The 21861-nt window shown below is 69.9% G+C and carries 20 protein-coding genes and 4 pseudogenes; 14 read left to right on the top strand and 10 right to left on the bottom strand.

From position 1 onward, the window contains the following. Nucleotides 1–844: 844 nt before the first annotated feature. From ACIRFH_RS35650 to ACIRFH_RS35635, 4 genes and pseudogenes are all read right to left on the bottom strand, one after another. On the bottom strand, nucleotides 845–1384 hold the full coding sequence (locus ACIRFH_RS35650) for a hypothetical protein (RefSeq protein WP_403530453.1): 540 nt from the start codon (nucleotides 1382–1384) through the stop codon (nucleotides 845–847). A 1-nt stretch (nucleotide 1385) separates the two neighbouring features. Then, nucleotides 1386–2042, bottom strand: coding sequence for a hypothetical protein (locus ACIRFH_RS35645; protein ID WP_403530450.1), 657 nt, complete (start codon nucleotides 2040–2042; stop codon nucleotides 1386–1388). Between the two features lie 1029 nt (nucleotides 2043–3071). After that, nucleotides 3072–4157 carry an LLM class flavin-dependent oxidoreductase gene (locus ACIRFH_RS35640; protein WP_403530448.1) on the bottom strand — a complete coding sequence of 362 codons (1086 nt, stop codon included), beginning with the start codon at nucleotides 4155–4157 and terminating at the stop codon, nucleotides 3072–3074. 130 nt (nucleotides 4158–4287) lie between these two features. Further along, nucleotides 4288–5091: pseudogene (locus tag ACIRFH_RS35635) on the bottom strand (MBL fold metallo-hydrolase). Between the two features lie 91 nt (nucleotides 5092–5182). Here ACIRFH_RS35635 and ACIRFH_RS35630 point away from each other — a divergent pair. Continuing rightward, nucleotides 5183–5776 carry a CGNR zinc finger domain-containing protein gene (locus tag ACIRFH_RS35630; protein WP_403530445.1) on the top strand — a complete coding sequence of 198 codons (594 nt, stop codon included), beginning with the start codon at nucleotides 5183–5185 and terminating at the stop codon, nucleotides 5774–5776. A gap of 288 nt (nucleotides 5777–6064) precedes the next feature. Here ACIRFH_RS35630 and ACIRFH_RS35625 read toward each other — a convergent pair whose 3' ends face one another. Beyond that, entirely contained in the window at nucleotides 6065–6538 is a 474-nt protein-coding gene (locus tag ACIRFH_RS35625) for a MarR family winged helix-turn-helix transcriptional regulator (protein WP_403530442.1), read from the bottom strand. 43 nt (nucleotides 6539–6581) lie between these two features. Here ACIRFH_RS35625 and ACIRFH_RS35620 point away from each other — a divergent pair, with 43 nt between their 5' ends. The 11 genes and pseudogenes from ACIRFH_RS35620 (at nucleotide 6582) to tpg (ending at nucleotide 17565) form a co-directional block, all read left to right on the top strand. Further along, a complete protein-coding gene (locus tag ACIRFH_RS35620) occupies nucleotides 6582–7505 on the top strand; it encodes an alpha/beta hydrolase (RefSeq protein ID WP_403530439.1) in 924 nt (307 codons plus the stop codon). A 269-nt stretch (nucleotides 7506–7774) separates the two neighbouring features. After that, on the top strand, nucleotides 7775–8356 hold the full coding sequence (locus ACIRFH_RS35615) for a cupin domain-containing protein (protein ID WP_403530455.1): 582 nt from the start codon (nucleotides 7775–7777) through the stop codon (nucleotides 8354–8356). 122 nt (nucleotides 8357–8478) lie between these two features. Next, nucleotides 8479–9345: a class I SAM-dependent methyltransferase gene (locus ACIRFH_RS35610; RefSeq protein WP_403530436.1), complete on the top strand. Its 867-nt coding sequence runs from the start codon at nucleotides 8479–8481 to the stop codon at nucleotides 9343–9345. Nucleotides 9346–9775: 430 nt separating this feature from the next. Then, a pseudogene (locus tag ACIRFH_RS35605) lies at nucleotides 9776–10151 on the top strand (transposase); the annotation flags it as partial. 907 nt (nucleotides 10152–11058) lie between these two features. Beyond that, a complete protein-coding gene (locus ACIRFH_RS35600) occupies nucleotides 11059–11544 on the top strand; it encodes a MarR family transcriptional regulator (RefSeq protein ID WP_403530434.1) in 486 nt (161 codons plus the stop codon). Between the two features lie 2 nt (nucleotides 11545–11546). Beyond that, entirely contained in the window at nucleotides 11547–11864 is a 318-nt protein-coding gene (locus ACIRFH_RS35595; RefSeq protein ID WP_403530431.1) for a hypothetical protein, read from the top strand. A 149-nt stretch (nucleotides 11865–12013) separates the two neighbouring features. Continuing rightward, nucleotides 12014–12496 (top strand): tetratricopeptide repeat protein, encoded by a 483-nt coding sequence (locus ACIRFH_RS35590; protein WP_403530429.1) that lies wholly within the window; start codon nucleotides 12014–12016, stop codon nucleotides 12494–12496. A gap of 345 nt (nucleotides 12497–12841) precedes the next feature. After that, nucleotides 12842–13504, top strand: coding sequence for a DUF4097 family beta strand repeat-containing protein (locus ACIRFH_RS35585; protein WP_403530426.1), 663 nt, complete (start codon nucleotides 12842–12844; stop codon nucleotides 13502–13504). A gap of 149 nt (nucleotides 13505–13653) precedes the next feature. Then, nucleotides 13654–14469 carry an alpha/beta fold hydrolase gene (locus tag ACIRFH_RS35580; protein WP_403530423.1) on the top strand — a complete coding sequence of 272 codons (816 nt, stop codon included), beginning with the start codon at nucleotides 13654–13656 and terminating at the stop codon, nucleotides 14467–14469. Nucleotides 14470–14784: 315 nt separating this feature from the next. Beyond that, nucleotides 14785–17001, top strand: coding sequence for a telomere-associated protein Tap (gene tap / locus ACIRFH_RS35575; protein WP_403530420.1), 2217 nt, complete (start codon nucleotides 14785–14787; stop codon nucleotides 16999–17001). Nucleotides 17002–17007: 6 nt separating this feature from the next. After that, nucleotides 17008–17565 carry a telomere-protecting terminal protein Tpg gene (gene tpg, locus ACIRFH_RS35570; RefSeq protein ID WP_403530417.1) on the top strand — a complete coding sequence of 186 codons (558 nt, stop codon included), beginning with the start codon at nucleotides 17008–17010 and terminating at the stop codon, nucleotides 17563–17565. An 80-nt stretch (nucleotides 17566–17645) separates the two neighbouring features. Here the strand turns inward: tpg and ACIRFH_RS35565 are convergent, their stop codons facing one another. Further along, complete coding sequence (locus ACIRFH_RS35565) at nucleotides 17646–18017, bottom strand: hypothetical protein (protein ID WP_403530414.1); 372 nt, start codon at nucleotides 18015–18017, stop codon at nucleotides 17646–17648. A 397-nt stretch (nucleotides 18018–18414) separates the two neighbouring features. Beyond that, the gene (locus ACIRFH_RS35560; RefSeq protein ID WP_403530411.1) at nucleotides 18415–19338 is read right to left on the bottom strand and encodes an NmrA/HSCARG family protein; all 924 of its coding nucleotides are present in this window, start codon (nucleotides 19336–19338) and stop codon (nucleotides 18415–18417) included. A 101-nt stretch (nucleotides 19339–19439) separates the two neighbouring features. Here ACIRFH_RS35560 and ACIRFH_RS35555 point away from each other — a divergent pair, with 101 nt between their 5' ends. Continuing rightward, nucleotides 19440–20072: a TetR/AcrR family transcriptional regulator gene (locus tag ACIRFH_RS35555; protein WP_403530408.1), complete on the top strand. Its 633-nt coding sequence runs from the start codon at nucleotides 19440–19442 to the stop codon at nucleotides 20070–20072. On the opposite strand, the gene ACIRFH_RS35550 is transcribed toward ACIRFH_RS35555, so the two are convergent. Continuing rightward, nucleotides 20022–20462 carry a hypothetical protein gene (locus ACIRFH_RS35550; RefSeq protein WP_403530405.1) on the bottom strand — a complete coding sequence of 147 codons (441 nt, stop codon included), beginning with the start codon at nucleotides 20460–20462 and terminating at the stop codon, nucleotides 20022–20024. The two genes, ACIRFH_RS35555 and ACIRFH_RS35550, sit on opposite strands and share 51 nt — an antisense overlap. 204 nt (nucleotides 20463–20666) lie before the next feature. Continuing rightward, on the bottom strand, nucleotides 20667–21383 hold the full coding sequence (locus tag ACIRFH_RS35545) for a class I SAM-dependent methyltransferase (RefSeq protein WP_403530402.1): 717 nt from the start codon (nucleotides 21381–21383) through the stop codon (nucleotides 20667–20669). 119 nt (nucleotides 21384–21502) lie between these two features. On the opposite strand from ACIRFH_RS35545, the pseudogene ACIRFH_RS35540 reads away from it, so the two are divergent. Further along, nucleotides 21503–21617 (top strand): annotated as a pseudogene (locus ACIRFH_RS35540) (IS5/IS1182 family transposase); the annotation flags it as partial. Between the two features lie 74 nt (nucleotides 21618–21691). Here the strand turns inward: ACIRFH_RS35540 and ACIRFH_RS35535 are convergent. Continuing rightward, nucleotides 21692–21861: pseudogene (locus ACIRFH_RS35535) on the bottom strand (RNA polymerase subunit sigma-24); the annotation flags it as partial.

Here is a 21861-nt window from a genome sequence, read left to right as displayed (position 1 = left end):
TTGAGTGATTGCTGGAGCGCCGAGGGCAGCTTGGACGCCACCTTTTCCCGGTATCCGTCAGGGTATGGAGAGGCCATGACGTCAGTATACTGACGTCATGGGCTGTAACGGCAGACAGCTCGCGGAGTTTGACACGGTTTCACCTGATGGTGATGCCCCGCTCGGGTTATCACGCCGTGATAGTTGCAGTCGGAACACCGGCACCGGGCCGGATTATCACGGCGTGATAATCGCTGGCTTCCCTCGTCCTCCGTGACGCCTGGACGCCCCCAGGAAGTGTCCTGCCTCCGCGATCGAGTCGCTTTCCCGGCGAAGCGAGTCGTTCCGGCTTCCGTCTCAGCCAGCCTGGTCGCGCCGTCGAGGGCGCTGGTTGTCCACCCCGCGGGTTCTGCCGGGGCCTTGGTGGCCGGGCGGAGCAAGGAGGCGGTGCGATCGGCGGCCCGGCGGTTCCCCCCCTTCTTGGGACGCCATGGGAGGAGAACCACCACCGCGGGTCCTCTCGGGGCTCGTGGAGAGCCGGGTGCGGTGCCGCGCCGCGCCCGGCCCGGGAAGCGGACCGGCCGGAAGACCGGCACCGCACCCCGGACCGACTTCACCAGGAACAGCTCCGCGTACGACCGGGAGACTCCGCCGTCGCGCGCTTCCGGGAGGGCGGTGGGCGTCAGGCCCAGCCCTGCGCCGGAGACCGGGCTCGGCGAGCTACGCCCGTTCCGGTGGAGCCGGCATGACTCCTGCGTCAGGGCCCTCCTTGCTGCCGCTGAGAACCAAGCGGTAGGCTGCCTCTCGAAACCTAGACACATTGAGGCCCCCGCTTCGGCGGGGGCCTCAGTGGTGTACGGCCACGTTACGGCCTGGACGGCCCCCGACGTGACGGGTCACGGGCCGTCGAGAGGTTCAGCACCTCCGCGGTTCCCTCGGCAGTGGATGCGGTGGGCTTGGGACGGCCTGGCGCGCTGCGGCCCAGACGCCTCTTCCTCTTCTCCCGCTCGGCCTGGGCGACAGCGGCGTCGTAGCGTTCCTGGTAGTCGTCGACGTCGAGACGGTCGGCGGGGTCAAGCGTCCCGATGGCCTCCAAGTGCTCCGTGACGCTGCGGGCACCGCTGATCATCGGGTTGAGGAGGTAGACACCCTTGGCCTGGCGGAACACGAGCTTGGCGAGAATGAGCGCCTGCAGACCACGTCCCACCATGGAGCGGTGCACATCCAGGGCCGCTGCCAGCTCCCCTTCCGTGACCAGGCAGCGCCCTCCCGGCTCCTGAATCCCCAGGAGCCGGAAAAGCACCCGGTAGGCGATCCCTGGCATCGCGGGCATGTATGCGAAGCCGTTGAAGGTGCCGTACGTCAGCTCTGGCGGCTCCGGGTTCGCAGACGCTGCAGTCCTCATCTCACGCCTCCGGCTTCTTCTTCGTACTCTTACGCTTGCGCGTCCTCGATGACGGGTCGGGGAGTTTCGCCCCCGGAAGGGCCATGTCCCTGAATTCCTCCGGAACGCCCGTATCACGTACGAGTTCATTCAGAAGGCTCAGTTGCTCCACCTGTACCTTGACCCTCTTGGCGGCCGCCCCTCGAACGGGCTTCTGGATCAGCCGGTAGCCTCCGCGGAGGGTCACCGCAGGCTGAAGCTGGATGGACCCCTTCTTCGGTGAGTAGGCCAGGCCCAGCCGCTTCAGCTTGGTCTGGGCCCGGGACACCTGAGCGGGGTCCATCTCCAACTCGGCAGCGATCTCGGCCTGCTTGAGCTCGACCGCCCCTCCTACTTCCTGGCTCCCCATCATGTAGAGCAGCACGCACAGGGTGACGTTGTCGTCCCGGAAGTACCTGGCAGCCCAGCGCAGGAACTCCAAACTGTCCTGGGCGAAGTACTTGCCGATGAAGTCTCCGGCCGTGACGGGAGGTCTGACCTCCGCCGTGTGACCGACGGGCAGCTCGACGACGTTCTTCCTCGGTCCGAGCGCACCGACGTACGGGCTGTAGGCGCTTGGTGCTCGAGGCAAGGACGAGCCAGGGGTCCGGCGGGGGTCCCCCTGTGGCTGTGCGGTCATGACGCTATGCGCTCCCAAGATCGAAACCTAGACGCGGAGCACACTAGTTATGGCGCATATAGATAGCAATGACGCGACCTATCTGCGCGTTGGGCGTGTCGAACATGACTTCGGAGTCATGTTCACATCGGCGACACCAGCCGTCGCACCATTGCGCATATAGGTCGCAATGAATACGGGGTAACTTGACTCCAGGAGCAAGTTCCGCAGCCGCAACATGACTTGGGAGTCATGTTCTGAAGGCTCCGAAACGCCTCTGACCTGCAGAGATGTGAGCGCCTCTAATATCTATACGTGCGGGAAGACGCGAGCCGGCCACCACATGCCCCCATGACACCGGTGCCGAAGGCACCGTCCGGAACCCGGGTCAGCTGTGGCATGTTGGAGGCTCTCTGTGCCCGCAGTCTTCGCCTCACCACCGGGTCTGCTTCGATTCGGACCGACACCTCCTCCTGCCTGTCGGCCTGTACCACCGAAAGTCAGCCACGACGAAGGCCGCACTCGAGCGAGCCGGCGCGCGTATGTCTCCAGCAACCCCTCTCCGGTCTCAGCCACGCTTCTTGTGGTGTGAAAACCCCCGGGACAATCGACCTGTCGTCGACGCAGGGACGTCGCGGGGGCTCCGGTCGGAGCGGTTCGTCCGGTGATGGCTGGTCATACCGGGTCGGGCCGGCTGGTACAGGCGCGGTCCCGTCGATCGTGTGAGTGCCGGGTTCACGTAACCACAACCGGAGACCCTGTCTGCCGTCCTGTCTCCTCCCATGCCGTCGGGCCCGGAACAACCGGCCCGTATCCAGTCGTCGCGGCTTCAGCCCGATGCGTGGTGTCCTGCTCTGTTTCTCGTCGGCCTGCCTGATCCGTATGACCGCCGTGGCCGGAGGGGGGATCCGCGGGTGCGCCCTCGTCCGAGGCCGGGGGCAGGGTGCGGGCTCACCTACATGCCGACGGCGGCAAAAAAAGGGGGCAGCCGGCAGGGAGGCGACGGTGAAGGTGATGGGTCTTGGCGGGCGGAGGCCCGCCCGTCTCGCGTCAGTGCGGGCTGTCGGGCATGCCGTAGGCGTCGGCGATGAGCTCGGTGGAGCGCAGCCGGGCCTGGACGGAGTGGCCGACGCTGCCGATCATGAGCTCGTCGGCGCCGGAATCGCTCTGGACCTGGTTCAGGTGGGCAATGACCTGTTCGGGGGTGCCGTGCGGGACGTGGTCCAGCCAGCTGTCGACGGCCTGGCGTTCCTGGGCGTCGTAGGTGTAGGCGTCCACTTCCTCGGGGGACGGCAGCAGGTAGGACTTGCGCTGGAACATGCGGAGCATGGCGTGTGCGAGGGTGCCGGCCTGGCGACGGGCCTCATGCTCGTCCTCGGACACCGCGACGGTGAAGCTGACCAGCGCGTACGGCTCGGCCAGGGCGTCGGACGGAGTGAACCGCTCGCGGTACAGGCGCAGGGCGGCAACGACGTCGCGCGGGTTGAAGTGCGCGGCGAAGGCGAACGGCAGGCCGAGCCGGGCGGCGAGCTGCGCCGAGTAGCCGGACGAGCCGAGCAGCCACACCGGCAGGCGGCCGGTGGGCGGGGTGACGCCGTTGAGCCGGTCCTGGGCGGGCCCCGGCACGGCGTACACGCGGCCGGCGTAGGGGTGCTCGGCCGGGAAGTCGTCGCCGAGGAAGTGCAGCAGCTCGAGGACCTGCCGGGGGAAGTCCTCGGCGTCGCTCGCGCCGCGGCGCAGGGCGGCGGCCGTGGTGTGGTCGGTGCCCGGGGCGCGGCCCAGGCCCAGGTCGATGCGGCCGGGGGCGAGGGCGTCGAGCATGCCGAACTGTTCGGCGACGACCAGCGGCGGATGGTTGGGCAGCATGATCCCGCCCGCGCCGAGCCGCAGTCTGCTGGTCTCCGCGGTGAGCCGGGCCAGCAGGACGGGCGGGCTGGAGGTGGAGACGCCGGGCATGGCGTGGTGCTCGTTCATCCAGTAGCGGGTGAAGCCGCGCCGGTCGGCGAGCCGGGCGAGTTCGACGCTGGCGGCCAGCGCTTCCGCGGCCCTCTGGCCGGTGCCGGTCATGGCGGAGTCCAGTACGGACAGGGCGGCGGGGGCGGAACCGTGGCGGGTGCCGCGGATCGGGTCGGTCATGGTGGTGCGGTCCTTCGGTGGTGCGGTTTCGAGGTGTGTGGGGGAGTGGGGGCGCCGGGCGTCGGCCGCGGCGGGTCTCCGTCGGCCGGTGCCCGGCCGTGTCCGGCATACGTGCCCGACGTACGCGGGGTCAGCCGCGGACGCCGAAGTCGACGCGGTCGGCGAGACCGGCGGCGGTGAGGGCGGCGACGAGCTCGTCGCGGCCCTCGGTGAAGTGGGCCCAGCTGTCGTGGTGAACGGGGTCCACGCGGCCGGCGTCGAGGATCTGGGCGGCCTGGGCGCTGTCCAGGCCGATCACCTCGCCGTCGGAGACCTCGGTGAAGCGAGGCGCTCCGGCGAAGAGGAGGGCCGTGTCGATCGGGGCGAAGCGTTCGGCGATCTCCTCGACCGCGTCGAGGGAGGCGTTGTCGCCGCTGACGTGGACGGTGGGCAGGCCCTAGCTGTGCTGTCCGGTCAGGACGAACCCGACGACCCGGCCGGTGATCGGCTCGACCTCCTCGCGCGGGCCGGGGCCGTGGATGGCGGGCACACCGGTCACGGTGACCGGGCCGGGTCCGCCGTCCCGGCGCTCGAGCTCGACCGACTGCCAGTCGGCGAGGCCGGTGGCCGCCTTCCCGAGACGCCCCCCGCCGCTGGGAGTGGTGAGCGTCAGCGGGACGTCGGCGAGCAGGGCCCGGCCCGATGTGTCGAGGTTGTCGGCGTGCTCGGCGTGCTCGGCGTGCGAGAGCAGGACCACGTCGACGCGGCCGAGATCGGCGGGGCTGTCGTCGGCCGCCGCCGTCTTGGTCAGCACGACGCCCGGTGCCGGGTGGTCGCCGGGGCCGTCGAAGGTCGGGTCGGTGGGAAAGCGCAGGCCGCCGTACTCGAAGAGGGCGGTCGGGCCGCCGAAGACGCGGACGGGGAACGGGGCGGTCTGCAGGGGCGGGGAAGACATGAGAGAACTTTCTAACGGATAGGTTGCACGTTAACCGTGAGTCGACTGTATGCGTGTCTCATGGATGAACGCAATCCGTACCATGAGAAGCATGGACGAGTTCATGCGGGAAGTAGCCGCCCTGCCGTCGGCGCCGGGGGAGGTGGAGCACCCCGCCCTGGCCCTGGCCAACAGCGCCGTCGCGCTGCCCGGCGGGCACACGGCCGACCTCCTGGGGACCCCGGCACAGACCGAGCAGTGGCTGACGCGGCGCGACCTCGCCCCGGCCGACACCGGCCTCGCGGAGACGTGTGCGACGCAGCTGCGCTCGCTGCGCGAACAGATCAGGTCGCTGCTGGCCTCCCGCGTCGCCGGCCGGCCCGCCCTCCCCGCCGCCGTCACGGCGGTCAACGACGCGATGAGCCGCGTCCCCACCGCATCCCTGCTGGTGTGGGACGAGAAGGCCGGGCCTTACCGCGCCACACCCCACCCCACCACCGCGATCGTCGAGCACGCCCTGGCGGTCATCGCCGCCGACGCCGCCGACCTGCTCACCTCCGCCGACGCCGTCCGTCTGACCACCTGCGCCTCCCCGCCCTGCAACCGCTTCCTGCTCAAGTACGGCCGCCGCCAGTGGTGCTCCACCCGCTGCGGCGACCGCGCCCGCGCCGCCCGCGCCTACGCCCGCCGCACCGCGACGGCGTGACGACGCCGCCTCGCCGGCCCGACAGGACAAGGAGCATCCGTCCCCGCCGCCGCAGGGTCTGCGCAGACCCGGCACGGACACATCAGCCGCCACCCGCCCGGTCCCGAGGCGGGACTTCGGTACGCAGGCCGCGCGAGGCGACCGCGGCGGCTCGGCCCGTCCTCCGCCGGGGGCCGCGTTCGCCGGATGCGGGCGGACCGGCGAGACCGTGCACCCTCCCCATCGGGCCGCTCGCCGCACCCGCGCAGGCCGGGTGGCGCCGCCCGCCGGGGGCCGAGGCGGCGACCGTCAGCCTGTGGGTGTGCCGATCTGGTTGCGTTCGAGCACGGAGCGCAGCTTCGAGATGGCCAGCAGGACGGCCGACCCCGAGGAACCGTCGAGCGTGCCTCCGATCAGCTCGGCCAGCGCGTCGGTGACGGTCGCCTCCGCCGCGTCGACGAGCTGCGCGCCGTCGTCGGTCAGGGCCAGCAGTGAGGACCGGCGATCGGATGGATTCGGCTGCCGGACGGCCCATCCCTGCCTTTCCAGACGGTCGACGCCCTTGCTGGTCGCGCCGATGCCGATGGCGAATTCGGCGGCAAGGTCCGCCACGCGGGAGCCGGGGTGGTCGCGCAGATGACGCAGGACCTCGAACTGTGAGGTGACGATCCCGTGCCGTTCACGGAGCCGGTCGTTGAGGGCGTTGTACAGACGCGTCTCACATCGGACCAGATCGGCGAAGAAGCTCAGGAAGTCCTCTGTGCCGGTCGACTTAGATGCCATGGCATATAGTGTAAGGGAATCTACTTACGGCGGGAGCACACCCATGAGCATGGAACAGCGAGCCCGGATCGATGCGATGCTGCGCCGGCCGCGCCCCGAGGGCCCCCGGTCGGTCGAGGAACTGCGCGCCGGGTTCAAGGCGCTGATGGCCCAGATGATCGTGCCGGACGACATCCGCACCGCGCAGGCGACGCTCGGCAACCGACCCGCACTGCATGTCGAGCCGGCCGACGGACGCCCCGCCGGAACGATTCTGTACTTCCACGGCGGCGGCTGGGTGTTCGGCTCCCCCGAGACCGCTCTGTCGCTGACGGGACACCTCGTGGCCAGGACCGGCTTCGGGGCGTACTCGGTGGACTACCGGCTTGCCCCCGAGCACCCGTTCCCGGCCGCGATCGAAGACGCCCTGGACGCCTATCGCGCCCTCCTCGACAGCGGCAAGGATCCCTCGGCCATCGCGTTCGCCGGTGACTCCGCCGGCGGCGGCCTCACCGTCACCACCTGCCTCGCCGCCCGCGACGCAGGACTTCCGCTGCCCGCCGCCGTCGTGGCGTTCTCCCCGGGCCTCGACGCCACCCGGTCGGGCGAGAGCATGGACACCAAGGAAGGCATCGACCCGATCTTCACCCGCGAGGCCGTCGAACACACCGGGGCCATGTACCTCGCCGGAGCCGACCCGCAGCAGCCCCTGCTCAGCCCGGCCGTCCTCGCCGACCTGACCGGCTTCCCCCCGCTACTGCTCCAGGTGGGCACCAACGAGATCCTGCTGGACGACTCCACGCGCCTGGCTGCGCGCGCCAGGGCGGCCGGAGTGGATGTCATCCTGGACGTCACCGCCGATGTGCCGCACGTGTTCCAGTCGTTCGCCGGCGTCCTGGACGAGGCGGACGAGGCACTGGACCGCGCGGCTCTCTTCCTCAGGCAGCGCATTCGCGCTGACAGCACGGCGCACGCGTCAGCGGAGTAGGACCGGCCCCGGCCCCGGCCCCGACTCCGGCCACACCCCGCGGCGGGGAGCGCCCGCACCCCACACGCCGTCGACCCGGCGCACGGCGGGGGAGTCGTCCACCGACCGACTGCACCTGGACGGGCCCGGGCAGGCTCGTTCGAGCCGCAGATCGTCAAGAAGCGGCAGGGTCGGCTGTCCCGCGTCGACGAGATGGGAAAAGATCGTCGTATGCGGGTTCGGCGAGTGATCGAACTGACCGGGTGGGAGCCGCTCGGGATCTCCGTCGGCTGGGCGGCGATCGAGGGAGAGCCGGGGGTCCCGCTGCCCGCGGACCACAAGGAGCTCTACGAGGCGTTCGGCGGCGGCGTCTTCAGCGATTCCGTCTACTTCCCGGGGCGCGCGACGAGGGCGTCTCGTTCGACTTCCTGACACAGTGGCGGGTCGCCCTGCCGGTCGACCGGGACACCACGTTCGATCAGCTCGTGGAGACCGCCACCGACGACGTCGTCACCAGCCCGACGATCGACAGCATCCACGGCCGGATGCGCTGGACCGTCACGGCCGACCCCGGGATGAGCGTGGTGCGCCGGCGCATGACCGAACCACCCTCCGAGAATCCGGCGCGCACGCGCGCCCACCCGGGGCGCGAATGGCTCGTCGTCCTGTCCGGCACCGCGCTCCTCATGCTCGGCCACCGCCGCTTCCGCCTCGAGACCAACCAGGCCGCCGAGTTCCCCACGACGATGCCGCACGCGATCGGCGCCGACGGCGGACCCTGCGAGATCCTCGGCATCTTCGACCGCGACGCCCGCCGCGGCCACCAGAGCGACAGCGACGACGACACCCAGAGCACTCCCGAGCGACCGTGAGGCCGCGCGACGGCCTCTCCCGGCGGTGGCATCTTGCGCCTCGGGCAGCACCCCCGACCATCATCTTGCGTAAACAGGGACGCTTCGTGCTGCAAGAGCATATCCGCCCTAGTGTGAAGAGCATGAACCACGCACACGCCCCCCACCGAGGCACTTCGCACGGTCACCACCATGAGGACGCCACGGACGGCCAGGCGGAGATCCTCGACCTGGACGCCGAGGTCCTCGCCGAGCACACCGCCTCCATCACCGCATGGCTGCCGCTGCAGACCGCCCCGCACCACATCGTGGACCTGGGCTGCGGCACGGGCGCGGGCACCTTCGCCCTCCTGGACCGCTTCCCCGACGCGCAGGTCACCGCCGTCGACGCCTCCGCCGAACACCTGCAGCGCCTGCGCGCCAAGGCGTGCACCCGCGGCGTCGAGGAACGCGTACGCACCGTGCGGACCGACCTCGACGACGACGCCTGGCCCGGCCTCGGCTCACCGGACCTGGTCTGGGCATCGGCCTCGATGCACCACATGGCCCGCCCCGACCGCGCACTGCGCAACGTCCACGACGCGCTCGCGCCCGGCGGCCTGTTCGCCGTCGTCGAACTGGCCGGCCACCCCCGCTTCCTCCCCGAGAACGCCCCCGAGGACAGGCCCGGTCTGGAAGAGCGCGTCCACGCCGCCGCCGACCGCCGCCAGGCCGAGCACATGCCCCACCGCGGCGCCGACTGGGGCCCGATGCTGACCGCCGCCGGATTCACCGTCGAGGACGAACGCACCCTCGCCGTGAACCTCGAAGGCTCGCGCAGCGAAGCGATCGGCCGCTACGCCACCGGCGTCCTGCAGCGCATCCGCGGCGTCATCGCCGACAGACTCTCCCCCGAGGACCTCACCGCGCTCGACCAGCTCCTCGACACCAGCAGCCCGCACAGCATCCTGCGCCGCGACGACCTGACGGTACGCACCGAACGCACCGTCTGGGCCGCCCGCCGTATCTGACCACGGATGGTTCCTCCCGCCAGGGCGGACCGGACTCCGGCGCCCCGCCCTTCGGGCGGGGCGTTCGCGGTGCACACCTGTCTGAAGTGCGCGTACGCGGACGAGGCACGGCGCGGTGGGGAGGAGACGGAGACCGATCTCGACGATCCGGGGGAGCAAAGGGCCGCCATCCTCTGGCGTGCCCCTTCGTTCGAGGAGGTCGCCCGTCGGTTCTGGACCGAGAACCGTCCCTGGCCTGCCCTCAACGGCAATGACCTGCCCGGACTCGAGCCTCAGGGGCATGACTGCTCGCGTCAGGTTGCGTCCTGGGAAGGGGTGTACGGGTCCGACCTGATCCGGGGGTTTGCTCCGGCATCGGGACGGTGCCCGCATAGACGAACGGCCACCGGCTGATCTTCGGAGTGTCGAAGCCTCGAAGGAGATCAGCACGATGACCGCACCCGACAATCTGCCCCTGCACACTCTCGCCGAGGACAACCTCGCCGCGGCGAGTACCTGATCCGTGTGCGTGCGATGGTCAAGACGTTCGCCGACGCACTCATGTCCGCGGAGGCCGACGCTCTCTGCAACGCCGAATACGGCCAGGTCGGCGACGAACGCGTCAACCACCGCAACGGCTACCGCCCACGCGCGGGGGACACCCGCGCCGGCACCGTCGAACTCGCCGTCCCCAAGCTCCGCAGCGGGAGCCACTTCCCCCACTGGCTCCTCGAACGCCTCCGCAGGGCCGGGCAGCCCTCATCCCGGTGATCGCCACCGCCTGCCTCCTCAGCGTCTCCACCCGCCGACTCGACCTCCTCACCAAGGCCCGCCTCCGCCCGATCGAGTCAGAAAACGACGACACCCCCCTGCCCACCGAACTCACCGCACAGCCTCAAAGGGAAGATCACCGAGTGGCCGTCGACACACCACTCCAGCGGACGTGACCGTCGGAAGCAGCCTCACACGGCCGGAGTCGAAAGAGACCGGAGGAAGCGCGTGAACAGTGATCAAGAGCGCCAAGAGGTCCGGGTCACGACCTGCTTCCCTCGTTGCGACTTCGTCGCGAAAAGCTGACAAGTATCCGTTGCCGTACCGATCACAACAGGAGATGGCTCCTCAGCCAACGAAAGCCAGCCACAGCGATACCCGCAGGGTGACGAGCCGGCGCGCGTATGGCTCCGCAACCCATTCCTGGCCTCCGCCACGCCTTGTGACTGTTGGAGCGCGAGCAGTCACAGAGGCCTTGCGGTACATCGATGGCCCGGGGGCACCCCGAGGAACGGAGCGCTTGCGCGAGTACCGCAGGGCTTCCCGTACGGCGGGTTCCTTCGGCGGGGTTCTTTTGCCACATGGAGAGTGCGCAGCCTCCGCAGCGCTCTGGCCTGCTAAAACGCCCGCATGATGGGCATCCTGGGATGCCGATATCGGCATCCCAGGATGCCCATATCGGCACTCTGAGATGCCGATATGGGCACTCTAGGATGCCGATACATGTCGCCAGTGGTCATGTCGTCAGTGGTCATCGAAGGCAAACGTCGGTTCCTTCGGTGACCGCGGACGACATGACGTGGCGCATCGCCGAAGGAACCTCAGGGTTCCTTCGACGACCGTCGACGACATGTCGGCATGGGTATGGGAAGGAAACGCCAGGTTCCCTCGATTACCCCACACGACATGTCGTCAGTGGTAATGTCAGTGGTGTCAGAGACAAGCCCAGGTCAGGGGTCGCAAGTGCCAAATCAGGGGCGCAGTGGACGCAGCCGCGCGCTGGTCAACACCGCGACTGGTGAGGTCCACGAGCTGCTGGAACCGGAAGACGAGGGCGCCCCACGCCGGTCCTATGCCTTCGGCGGTCGGCATGGCCAGTTCAGCTTTGAGCGAGTCCTCGCCATGCTCGCGGCCGACTCAGGGATCACCGGTAACGAGTTCCGGCTGTTCTTCTACTGCGGGATCATGACGTACAGCGGTAAGGGCGGTGCCACAGCAGTGGAGGCCGCCGACTACCTCGGACTGACCCCGCAGGCGACAAGGAGGATGGCGAAGAAGCTCGCCGAGCACAAGATGCTCCTGGTCGCCGATGTGATCGGCCGGACCATCAAGTACCGGGTAACTCCACACATCGTCTCCAGTCTCTCCGGACGGGAACAGTCCGAAGAGGCAGCCGCCTACCACCTGCCGACCCTGCCGGGCCGTCCGGCGCAGCGACGAAGGGCCTGACCATGGCACGCACCAGTCCATATCCAGAGCTCGAAGCCCTGCAGGCGCGCATAAGCGATCTGTCGCACCTCAAGCAGAACGTGCTGATGACCTACGCGATCCTGGGCGGCCTGGACAACAGCGTCGAGCGCACCGCGGCCGAGCTGGCTGAGCTGATCGGGGTACCCGCACCGCACTTCTCCCGGGCACGCCGCGAGCTTGAAGCAGCCGGTTACCTGGAGTGCACGCACACCATGGGCCAGGTGAAGTTCTTCCGCCTGGGCGAAGCAGCCACCGCACGCCAAGTCGTGGTCCCACTGCTGAACCGGCCGACTGGCTGAGCAATACCACCAAGTGAGAGCGGCGCGAAAGACACGATGATCTTTCGCGCCTTCTCGTCTCGTTGGGACTGCTGCAGGGTTGGGTGACAGCGGCGCTCACTCACGCCGTGGACGCCTGCGCTGCGGCCGGTGATGCTTGCGCAGGTGCCATGGCACATCACCTGCGCGGCGTGGCCTACCGCGAACTCGGCCGGTATCCGGAGGCCCACGCCGACCTCGATGCCGCGCTGGAGATCTGCGGGGCGGGTTCATACGAATGGAACGAGGCTGGGGTCGCCCACGACGTGATCCGCACCCTCCGGAAGGAAGGCCGCACTGCGGAGGCCGACATCATGGCGCGAGACCTCTCCGCCGCCAACCCGGTCTTCGACCGTACGCAGGACCGGGACGGAGCGGTCGCGGTGCCGGACGAGGACCGAACCGGCCGGAGCTTGACGTGCCGGCCTACTACCGGCGGAGGAAGCCGCTCGACACCTGCGCCGTCCACCTCGTCCGAGCCGCCGGCTCCAGTCGTCGGCTCACGGTCTCCCTCGCCGGCCGGAGTGCTCAAGGAAGCCGCAGGGACCGAAGCCGCTCGGCGGTGCCCTGCGAATCGACCTCCGGGGCTTCAAGTCGCTGGCGATCGTCACTGACCGGCGTGCGGTGGTGCAGGCCGCGTGGGTATCGCTCGCCGGCGCGGTCTCCGTGGTCCGGCGCCTGATGCGCAAAGCATGGACGGCCTACCGATGGGACATGCGGACCGTCCGGCGCCCGGGACCTGTCCGCGCGAACTCTTGATGCATCGAGAGTAGCGTTCAGCTTCAATCTATTGCAACGATCTGACATTCGGGCGTTGCGTTGAATTCCTGTTCGTTGCAACGATTTTGCACCTCTGACGTGGGGAGATGCGGGGTGTGCGCAAGAGAAGCGTTGATGAAATTATGAATGCAACGTAGCGTTTCTTGCGCCAGAAAACACAGTGAGCGCAGGAGAGAACGATGCAGAGGTTCGAGACCCCCGCCCCGATCACCGCCGTCCTCGAGATCCCCGCGGGGCGCATCCAGTGCATCGCCGCCGGTAGGGCCGACACCACCGTCGAGGTCCGGCCCCTGAACGCCGCCAAGCGCCGCGACGTGCGGGCGGCGGAGCAGATCGAGGCCGGGTACGCCGACGGCGTTCTGCGGATCAAAGCGCCGGCGGCGAAGAACCGGATCCTCGGCGACTCCGGCTCCGTCGAGGTCACCGTCCGGCTGCCCGCCGGCTCCCGCGTCGAGGCGAAGGCGGCCGCCGCCGAGTTCCGGGGCGTCGGACGGCTCGGCGACGTCGACGTCGAGGGCGCGAACGGCGCGGTCAAGATCGACGAGGCGGCGAGTGTTCGCCTCACCGCCTTCGGCGATGTGTCGGTGGGCCGCCTGGACGGCCCCGCGCGGATCACCACCCAGAAGGGCGACATCCGGATCGCCGAGGCGGTGCGCGGCACGGTCGTGCTGACCACCCGGACGGGCGACGTGTCGGTCGGCGCCGCCCGCGGAGCCTCGGCCTCCCTGGACGCCGGCACCGGCTGCGGCCGCGTCCGCAACGCGCTCGAGAACACCGGCACCACGGACCTGGACATCCGGGCGACCACCCAGCACGGCGACATCACCGCCACCAGCCTCTGAAGGAACAGATCCCGAACTGCCCGGCCGGGCCCACCGCGATCGAGATCCTGCCGGCCGTCGCCGAGGACACGCCCCGAGGCACCCGCGATCCACATGCGGTGCCCCTGGAGAAGCCGTACAAGAAGCACTCACGCAACCAAGGGGAATCCATGACGAAGAACAGCACTTCCTCGACCGGTCCGACGTGGACCGGCATGGTGCCGGTCGACGACACGGCCCTGGCCGTCACCGACACGGGCGGTCCCGGCATTCCTGTGGTCTACCTCAACGGCCAGTTCGCCACTCAGGGGTACTGGCGGCGGACCATCGCCGGACTCGGCGGGGCGTGGCGGCACATCACCTACGACGAGCGGGCCCGCGGCAGGAAGTCGAAGCGTTCGGCGGACTACTCCTTCGAGGCTGCCGTCCGGGATGTCGATGCCGTTCTCGCGGCCAGAGGAGTGGACCGGGCGCTGGTGGTGGGCTGGTCCTACGGTGCGGTCGTCGCGGCGCACTGGGCCGGCCGGAATCCGCAGCGCGCCCTCGGCGCGGTCCTGGTCGACGGCGCGTTCCCCCACGACTGGCTGGACGAGGCCATGGAGAAGCGGATCCGGAAGCTGTTCCGGCGGATGAACTGGCTCCTGCCGCTGCTGCGCCCGACCGGCCTGACTCCGCGGATGACCGCCGCACAGATGGCAGACAGCAACATCGAGCTCGGTCGGCTCTCCCGCGAGCGTGAACTGGGCCCCGTGCTGGCCGGCATCACCGTCCCGGTGCGGTACGTGGTTGCTTCGGGCACGTCCTTGGGAAGCCGCGGCGGCGAGCAGGAACGGATACGCGCCGCCCTCGACGCGGTGACCGCCCGCAACCCGCTCATCAAGAGTGAGAAGGTCGCGAGCAACCATGGTGCGATCCTCAAGAAGGACTTCCGTGCCATCGCCGACGCCGTACGTGAGGTCGCCGCACTCGACCGCGGAGGGCGCTGACGGCGGGATCAGCGCACTGGTGCGATCTGTACGAGGTGGAGGGGAGGAGGGCCGGGAATCCATTCCCGGCCCTCCTCCCCTCCACGGCGCGGCAGCCCCGCTCCTGCCCGTGTGCCGAAGGCCGTACCCGGTCAGAAGACGCCGCCCCGAAACCGCCCGATCGAGGGAGCCGGCCCCCTGTCGAACGAGATGGCCGACCACCGGTCGACGTCGCACTTCCCACCACACCGACGATCGACCGAGCGTGCGTTCAATGTGCGATTGAACGCGTGAATTGACGAGTGATCGAGTAGGGTGCATGTGGAGGTGAGTTCTGTGCCCACTGAGGATCAGCTGTTCAGCGCGGTGGATGCGCTGCTGGAGCAGGTCGCCCAGGAAGATCTCCCGGCCCCTGCCGAGCGCAAGCGGCTCCGCGAGGCCGCCGGTCTGAGTCAGGCTCAGGTCGCGACCGCGCTGAAGACGCGCCGGGAGACGGTCGCGAGCTGGGAGTCCGGCAGGAACGAGCCGCGGCCGCCGCAGCGTGCCGCCTACGCCCGGCTGCTGGAGAAGCTGGCCGAGCGTTTCCCCGCTCCCGGCAAGACCCCCGCACCGGGACCGGGACCGGAGTCCGCACCGGCACCGGAGCCCGTGCCGGTGCCGGAGTCCGTGCCGGAGGCGTTCACGGGTCCGGCACCGGAGCCGACCCCAGCTCCCGCGCCCGCTGCCGTCCGTCCGGCGGCGAGCAGCACCAGGCCGCCGGTGCCGTCGCGGCGCCCGGATACGGCGAAGGCGGCGAAGAGGCCGGCCACCACGACGGCAGCGGACGGGCGGTTCGAGAACGGGCCGCTGGCCGTGGTCGACGTCGACGACGACGGCCAGGTGGCGGCGTACTGCGTCGGCGGCCTGGTCCTGGACGTGCCCGCCAGGACCCTGCCCGCGCTGGTCGACTGGACGCTGGCCGAGGCCGGGCTCGGCCAGGCGCGGCTGCACCGTCACGGCATGGACGCCGATCCCGTCCTCGTCCTCACCTCAGCTGCGCTGGAGCGCTACGGCCTGCCTGCCGAGCTGTCGCCGGAGGAGCGTCGGGCCGGGCGGCTCGCGACCGGCCACAAGGTGGTCAGGCAGATCAGCAAGGCCGGCCTCCAGCTCACCCAGCGCGGCTTCGGCGCGTGGGCGCGCGTCTTCCGCGAGCCGGAGGGCTCCCGGCGCCGGTGCGTGCAGCTGTGCATCCCGGCCTGGGGCGCGCTGCCCGTCGACCAGTGGGACGACAAGGACAACCCGCGGCTGCCCACCATGCACGCCGCCGACCTGGCCCGCTTCCTGGGCACGTATGCGGACCGGGTGATGACACCGCGCGGCACCGCGGCGGTCACCGGCCTGGAGCTGATGACGGCGCTGCGCCCGCCGACCCGGGCGGAGAAGGACGAGGCCACCGGCGAGTTCAGGCAGGCGTTCAACGACGACGCCCTGACGAAGAGGTACGAGGTGGTGGAGTGCGAGGTCCCGGACGAGCACCCCGTCCTCCAGGGGAAGTACGCCCGGCACCACCAGCGCACCCCGGCCGAGATGCTGATGGAGGAGCCCTACAACTGGTGCCGGCCGCTCACCGATGACGAGTGCATGCAGCCGTACCTGGTCGCCATCGACGTCAACATGGCGTTCGCGGCCGCCGCGAACGGGCTCACCGTCGGCCTGAACGGCCCCACCCACCTGAAGAACCCGGCGTTCGACCCGGCGCTGCCCGGCTCGTGGCTGGTCGACCTCTCCCACGTCGATCTCTCCCGCGCCCGGATCAACGGCCGCACCGTCGACACCGACCGGCTCCCCTCGCCGTTCACACCGACCGGCGAGCACCCGACCGGCCCGGCCTGGTACGCCACGCCCACCGTCGCCTACGCGCAGGAGCTCGGCTTCGACGTCGCCCCGATCGAGGCGTACGTGCGCACCCGGACCGGCCGCTACCTGGACCCCTGGTACAAGCGGCTGCGCGACGCGTACGTGGCCACGATGGCCGACCTCGGCGTCACCACCGCCATGGGCGGCCAGGAGTTCCTGGACGCGATGGCCCGCTCCAAGGACGTCGACCCGGCCCTGGCCCTGGTCCTGAAGGCGATCAAGGCCACGGCGAAGGGCGGCATCGGCAAGCTGAGGCAGCGCAACCGGGGCCAGGTGCCGTACTACGAGCCGTGGCCGGCCCTGGAGCGCAGGACGTGGCGTCCCGACATCCGGGCCGCCGTCCTGTCCTCGGTCCGGGTCGGCATGCACCGCAAGATGCTGAAGACCGCCGCCGCGGCCGACCTGTACCCGGTCGCCATCGGCACCGACGCCCTCGTCTACCCCTCGCCCGGCCCGTCCCCGCTCGACTTCCTCCCGCACACGCCCGAGGGCAAGCCGGTGCCCGGCACGTTCCGGCTCGGCGTCTCGCCCGGCATGGTCAAGCACCAGGGCACCCAGACCGTGCTGTGGGCGGAGCAGCAGTTCGAGGAGCACGGCGACGTCTTCAACATCGCCAACCTCATCAAGACCGACCAGAGCGCCGGAGAAGGGGAATAGCCCGCCATGCCGGACCCGATCGGGGACAGCCTGGACCGCGCGCTGGAGTCGGCGTTCACCCGCCGCCCCCCGCAGAGCGCCCAGGCGCAGATGAAGTACCTGGTCAAGCAGCTCAAGGGCACCAGAGCCGTTGCTCAGACGCTCGGGATCTCCCAGCGCACCGTGGAGCGCTACGTCAAGGGACAGCTCAAGCGGCCCCGCCAGGACCTGCGCAACCGCATAGAGCGGGAGGTCAAGAAGCGGTGGCAGCCGCAGGTGCGGGCGAAGGCGAGGAAGAAAGCCGCGACCACGGACGGCCTGGTCGTTTCCACCCGGGCCCGCTTCGGGTACACCGCGGCGCCGGGCACCACCGACGACGCCCGGATCCGCGACATCACCCAGGCCCTGCCGCCCGAGTACGCCGACCAGCTGTTCACCGCCCGCGAGCAGGGCGCCACCGAACAGCAGCTCCAGCAGATCACCGCCGACAGCCTCGCCCGGATGTACTTCCGCGCCAACAACAGCCGGGCGCACGGCCTGGGCGTGGAGTTCACCGACGTGGAGCACATCGAGATCGAGCTGTAGGCCGGTCTCCTTGCACGAGCGCCTCGTCCCCGGCATCGATGAGGCGAAGCAGGACAGTTGTCACCAAGGCAGGCACGTTGTCACTTCGCGTCAGTGGCTGGCTCTGCCGGGAACCCGCATCTCGCGACGCCGGTGCAGGCCAGTACCGCGGTGGCGGTGGCGTTGAGGAAGAGCATGAACGTCCAGGACGCATCGGTCGCGTCGATGCGCCCGATGCGGAGAGGCTCTTCTGCTGCAGGGGAAAGGATGTCGACGGTGGCGGCGAGGGCCAGCGTCGGCCGGCCGCGCTTCTGGGTGATACGGAGCCGCGTCCGGTAGGTATGTGCCAGGCGGGCGGCAGGAACCAGGCCGTCCCAGACGACGAAGGTTCCGCCGGCGATCAACGCGTCGCGTGCAGGTCCACACGCCGTCGTCTGCTCACCGAGCATCTCGGCGAGCTCGTCGCGCGTCACGCCTCAACCTGGCGACAGGACGGTTGCTGATCGAGTGTCTGTGACAAGTAGCCTGCCTCCCAGGTGACAACCAGGCTGCCTCGGCCCGGCTCCTCTGCAGGTTATTTGGCTCTGCCGGTGACGACTGACGAGCCTCGGCGCACATGTGAGCCGGAGCACGTCAGCTGTCATACCGGCAGGCTTGCTGTCACCGTTGGTTTCGACCAGGTAGTGGGTGCGGTAGACGAATCGGTGGTCGGTCGTCACCGTCTCCGGAGTGAAGAACGGCAGGCCGGCCAACGGGTGACCGGTGAATTCGGCAACCTCCGCGGCGGAGATGCCGGGGCAGGGCCACTCCGACTTCTCGCCCCGGTCCGCCCCGGCGGGCGCTGCCGAGCGTCACAGCGCCGGATACGCCCTAGCTGTGCTGTCCGGACACGGGTGTCAGCTGCTCATCCGCCCACTCGGCGAAGGTGGTGACCGGGATGCCCAACTCCCGGGCGAACTCGGGCCGGGCGGGCTGGAGGACCGCGTTGTTCCACTCGTGTCCGGCTCCCCACGTCGGCATGCCCGCGTCGAGGGCCTCTTCCAGGCTCATGGAGGGTGCGGTCACGGGCACGCCCCAGGCGGCGGACAAGGTCTGCGCGATCTGCTCCATCGTGCGCAGGTCACCGGCCAGTTCCAGTTCCACCTGGTGGAACCGGTCAGGGTCTCGAAGGGCGTGCGCCGCAGCCGTGCCGATGTCCCGCACGGCCACCAGGGCCAGTTCGGTCTTCGGCTTCAGTACCGTCAGCAGTCCGCCGCGCGGCCCCTTGGGCGCCAGCAGGGGCAGGTTCTCCATGAAGAAGGCGGGCTTGATCACCGTCCAGCGGGCAAAACCCGCACCACGCACCGCCTCCATGACCGCCTGCTTGGTGTGGAAGTAGTCCGCCATCGCCGCCCAGCGGCCCTCGGCCCAGCCGGCGACCCGGGTGTGCTCACCGACTCCACTGGTCGAGGACTGTACGAACTGCCGTACTCCCTCAGCCTTCGCCGCGTCCACCAGGTTGGTGGCCTGGGCGAGCTCGCCCGCGAAGTCCACGCCGGTCTCGGTCATGGGCGGCCTCTGCACCGAGAACACCGCGCGGACCCCCTCGACCGCCGGGCCGAGGGAGGCCCGGTCGGAGAGATCCGCCCGCACCAGCTCGGCGCCCAGCGCCTCGATCGCTCGGGCGGACTTCGACCGCGGATCGCGTACGAGTGCACGCACGGGCACCTCGGCGGCCAGGAGTGCGCGGACCGTGGCCCCGCCTTGCTGGCCGGTGGCTCCGGTGACCAGGACGGTATCGCTGTTGATGGGCATGGTTGCCGCTCCTCACTGACCGGAGAAAGAAAACGGCGGGGCCCGCCGTTTTGCCTGCCGCTAAGATATGGCGGGGCCCGCCGTTTAGCAATGAGGAGATCATGACCGGTCAGCGCTCGGACGCCCGACGCAACTACCAGCGCATCCTCGCCGTCGCCGAAGCCGAGGTCGCCGCGCACGGCGCCGAGGCATCCCTGGAGCAGATCGCCCGCACCGCAGGCGTCGGTTCGGCGACCGTGCGCCGTCACTTCCCCACCCGCCGTGCCTTGCTCGAAGCCGTCTTCCAGGAGCGCATCGAGGGCCTGTGCGAGCGCGCCCACCGGCTAAGCGCGACCGAGGACGGCCGCACTGCCCTCCTGGAGTGGCTCCACGCCCTCGTCCTCTACGCCGTCTCGGCCCGCGGATTCGCCAACACCCTCAGCTACGAGCCTCCCGCCGAGGAACCCTCCCCGCACTCCTGTGGCAACAGAATCGCAGCGGCCGGAACTCCCCTGCTCCAGCGGGCCATTCGCGACAAGACGGTCGCACCGCACGTCACCTTTCACGACCTGCTGACCCTCGCCGTCGGCATCGCCCTGGCCACCGAGCACCACAAGGACCCCGAGACCCAGGCCGACCGCCTCTTCCGCCTCGCCGTGGAAGGGCTCAGCCCTGAGCACGGCATCGCCGGGGTGTCCGGGAACTCAGAGACTCCGGCACTGGTGACGGAAAGTCTGCCGAACGAGCGGTTGTGACAAGGGGGATGCCTGATCGGTGACAACCAACGTGCCTCGACCGGTCACCACCATGTAGCGCCACCCCGCGGCGGCCGCCACCTGCGCGGCCGCCGCGAACCGCACCTCGTCCTCCTCGCCGATCAAGCCCCCCGGACGCACGTCCACCAGCCACGAGGCCCCCGCCGCGAGCACGAGGAAGTCCGGAATGTGCGAGCCCTTCCCCTCCGAGGAGGAAAACCGCAGCCGGAACGGCTGCGACAGCACCTCGTCGAACCCGCCGACGAAGTCCAGGACCGGCAGCAGCCAGCGCTCGGCCAGACTCTCGGAACCATGCTGCCGGCCCGTCGAGACCAGACACTCCAGCCCGCGCCGGTGACGCTGCCCGGTCCGCCAGGAGAACTGTCTCACCGGCACCGACACCATCGCCGGCAGGGCCGCACCGGTACCCTGCTCAACTCGCCCAATCAAACGCTCAGTCACAGGCGGTTGTGGCCGGGTGCTTCAGTCGGCCGGTGAGCACTCGAGTCGGACACTCCAAGCTCAACGCGGTGCCATCGCCGCGACTGGCCCGTGGCCGCCCGCTCCGGGTGGACCGTGCACGTCCCACCCGGATCAGCAGAACGGCCGGAACTCCTTGAAGTCCGGCGTCGGCCGCGGATCAGGCAGCCGGTAGGCGCCGGTACGCGGCCGCCCGCCGGCCGGGTCGGCGGTCCCGTCGGCCAGAGCGCCCGGTACCGGACGCCACCCGAGATGGGTCTCGAAGTACGCCGCGGCAGCTCCGACCGATGGCCACCAGACATCGTCGAGCAGCACGATGCCGCCAGGCCGGACGATCTCGCCCAGGAAGTGGAGGTCGACGAACACGTTGTGGAAGTGGTGACTGCCGTCGACGAACGCGGCGTCCGCGGCGAAACCCTCGTCGGCCAACCGGGCGAGGAAGCGCTGCGATGGTTCGGTGACCAGCTCGGCGATGTCGTCCAGGCCGGCGCTGCGCAGCAGCTCCCACCCGACACCGTCGTACGCCGTGTACTGGAACGGGTCGATCACCACGTGCCGCGGATTGCGTGAACCGGTGCGCAACAGCGCCTCGCCGATCGCCAGCGCCGAGCCGGCGTAGGCGAGCCCGATCTCGACGACTGTGCCGACTCGTTCTTCCACCAGGAGGTCACGTAGCTGGTCACAGTCGCGCTCCGGCAGCGTGACGGTGGCGAAGTCCGGGCCGCCGGCGGGACTCCGCGGCGGCCCGGACTTGGTGAGCTCGCGGCGTACGGCGGCCACTCGACCCAGCCGCTCGCCCGCCTCTCCGTCCGGTTGCACGATCGAGTTCACCAGGCCCACTCCTTCTGGCCGAAGGTACGGGACGTGATCGACTGTGCCACTCGGAGCGGCCCACCGAAGCGCTCAGTCACAGCGGTGTGGCTGAAGCACGACAGTCGTCACCTGGTTCCTGTCGGCCGGACGCACAAAGCATCAGGACCTCCGCCGACGTGCCCGCGGCCGATCAGGGGATCGACGCGGGCAAGGAAGCCGTAGGCCGGCCGCAAGCGCCATCTCGGCATCGACGGCGACGTCGTCCAACGCGGCCTGCGACACCTGCGGCTCGAACCGGGCGACCCTGCCGGGACACAACGCTTTGCCTACTGTGTGCTGACGTCGTGGGCGGTGCCGTCGGCGACGGCCTGGAGTTTGTCCGGGTTGGCCACGTTGTGGATGGCGGTGATGCGGCCCTCGGCGTCGAAGTCGAAGGTGACGGTGGCGATCACCCGGTCCGGCCCGCTGAACACCATGCCCGGCCCGCCGTTGATCT

It is taken from the genome of Streptomyces sp. NPDC093586 (assembly GCF_044764905.1).
In the GTDB taxonomy this organism is placed as follows: Bacteria; Actinomycetota; Actinomycetes; order Streptomycetales; family Streptomycetaceae; genus Streptomyces.
The sequence above is the reverse complement of the archived record's forward strand: the minus strand, read 5'-3'. Positions and strand labels throughout refer to the sequence as shown.

Bases quoted from the DNA above. Each gene is read 5' to 3' on its own strand.
- ACIRFH_RS35650 (WP_403530453.1), bottom strand. From the start codon at position 1,384: ATGAGGACTGCAGCGTCTGCGAACCCGGAGCCGCCAGAGCTGACGTAC.
- ACIRFH_RS35645 (WP_403530450.1), bottom strand. From the start codon at position 2,042: ATGACCGCACAGCCACAGGGGGACCCCCGCCGGACCCCTGGCTCGTCC.
- ACIRFH_RS35640 (WP_403530448.1), bottom strand. From the start codon at position 4,157: ATGACCGACCCGATCCGCGGCACCCGCCACGGTTCCGCCCCCGCCGCC.
- ACIRFH_RS35630 (WP_403530445.1), top strand. From the start codon at position 5,183: ATGGACGAGTTCATGCGGGAAGTAGCCGCCCTGCCGTCGGCGCCGGGG.
- ACIRFH_RS35625 (WP_403530442.1), bottom strand. From the start codon at position 6,538: ATGGCATCTAAGTCGACCGGCACAGAGGACTTCCTGAGCTTCTTCGCC.
- ACIRFH_RS35620 (WP_403530439.1), top strand. From the start codon at position 6,582: ATGAGCATGGAACAGCGAGCCCGGATCGATGCGATGCTGCGCCGGCCG.
- ACIRFH_RS35610 (WP_403530436.1), top strand. From the start codon at position 8,479: ATGAACCACGCACACGCCCCCCACCGAGGCACTTCGCACGGTCACCAC.
- ACIRFH_RS35595 (WP_403530431.1), top strand. From the start codon at position 11,547: ATGGCACGCACCAGTCCATATCCAGAGCTCGAAGCCCTGCAGGCGCGC.
- ACIRFH_RS35590 (WP_403530429.1), top strand. From the start codon at position 12,014: ATGGCACATCACCTGCGCGGCGTGGCCTACCGCGAACTCGGCCGGTAT.
- ACIRFH_RS35585 (WP_403530426.1), top strand. From the start codon at position 12,842: ATGCAGAGGTTCGAGACCCCCGCCCCGATCACCGCCGTCCTCGAGATC.
- ACIRFH_RS35580 (WP_403530423.1), top strand. From the start codon at position 13,654: ATGACGAAGAACAGCACTTCCTCGACCGGTCCGACGTGGACCGGCATG.
- tpg (WP_403530417.1), top strand. From the start codon at position 17,008: ATGCCGGACCCGATCGGGGACAGCCTGGACCGCGCGCTGGAGTCGGCG.
- ACIRFH_RS35560 (WP_403530411.1), bottom strand. From the start codon at position 19,338: ATGCCCATCAACAGCGATACCGTCCTGGTCACCGGAGCCACCGGCCAG.
- ACIRFH_RS35555 (WP_403530408.1), top strand. From the start codon at position 19,440: ATGACCGGTCAGCGCTCGGACGCCCGACGCAACTACCAGCGCATCCTC.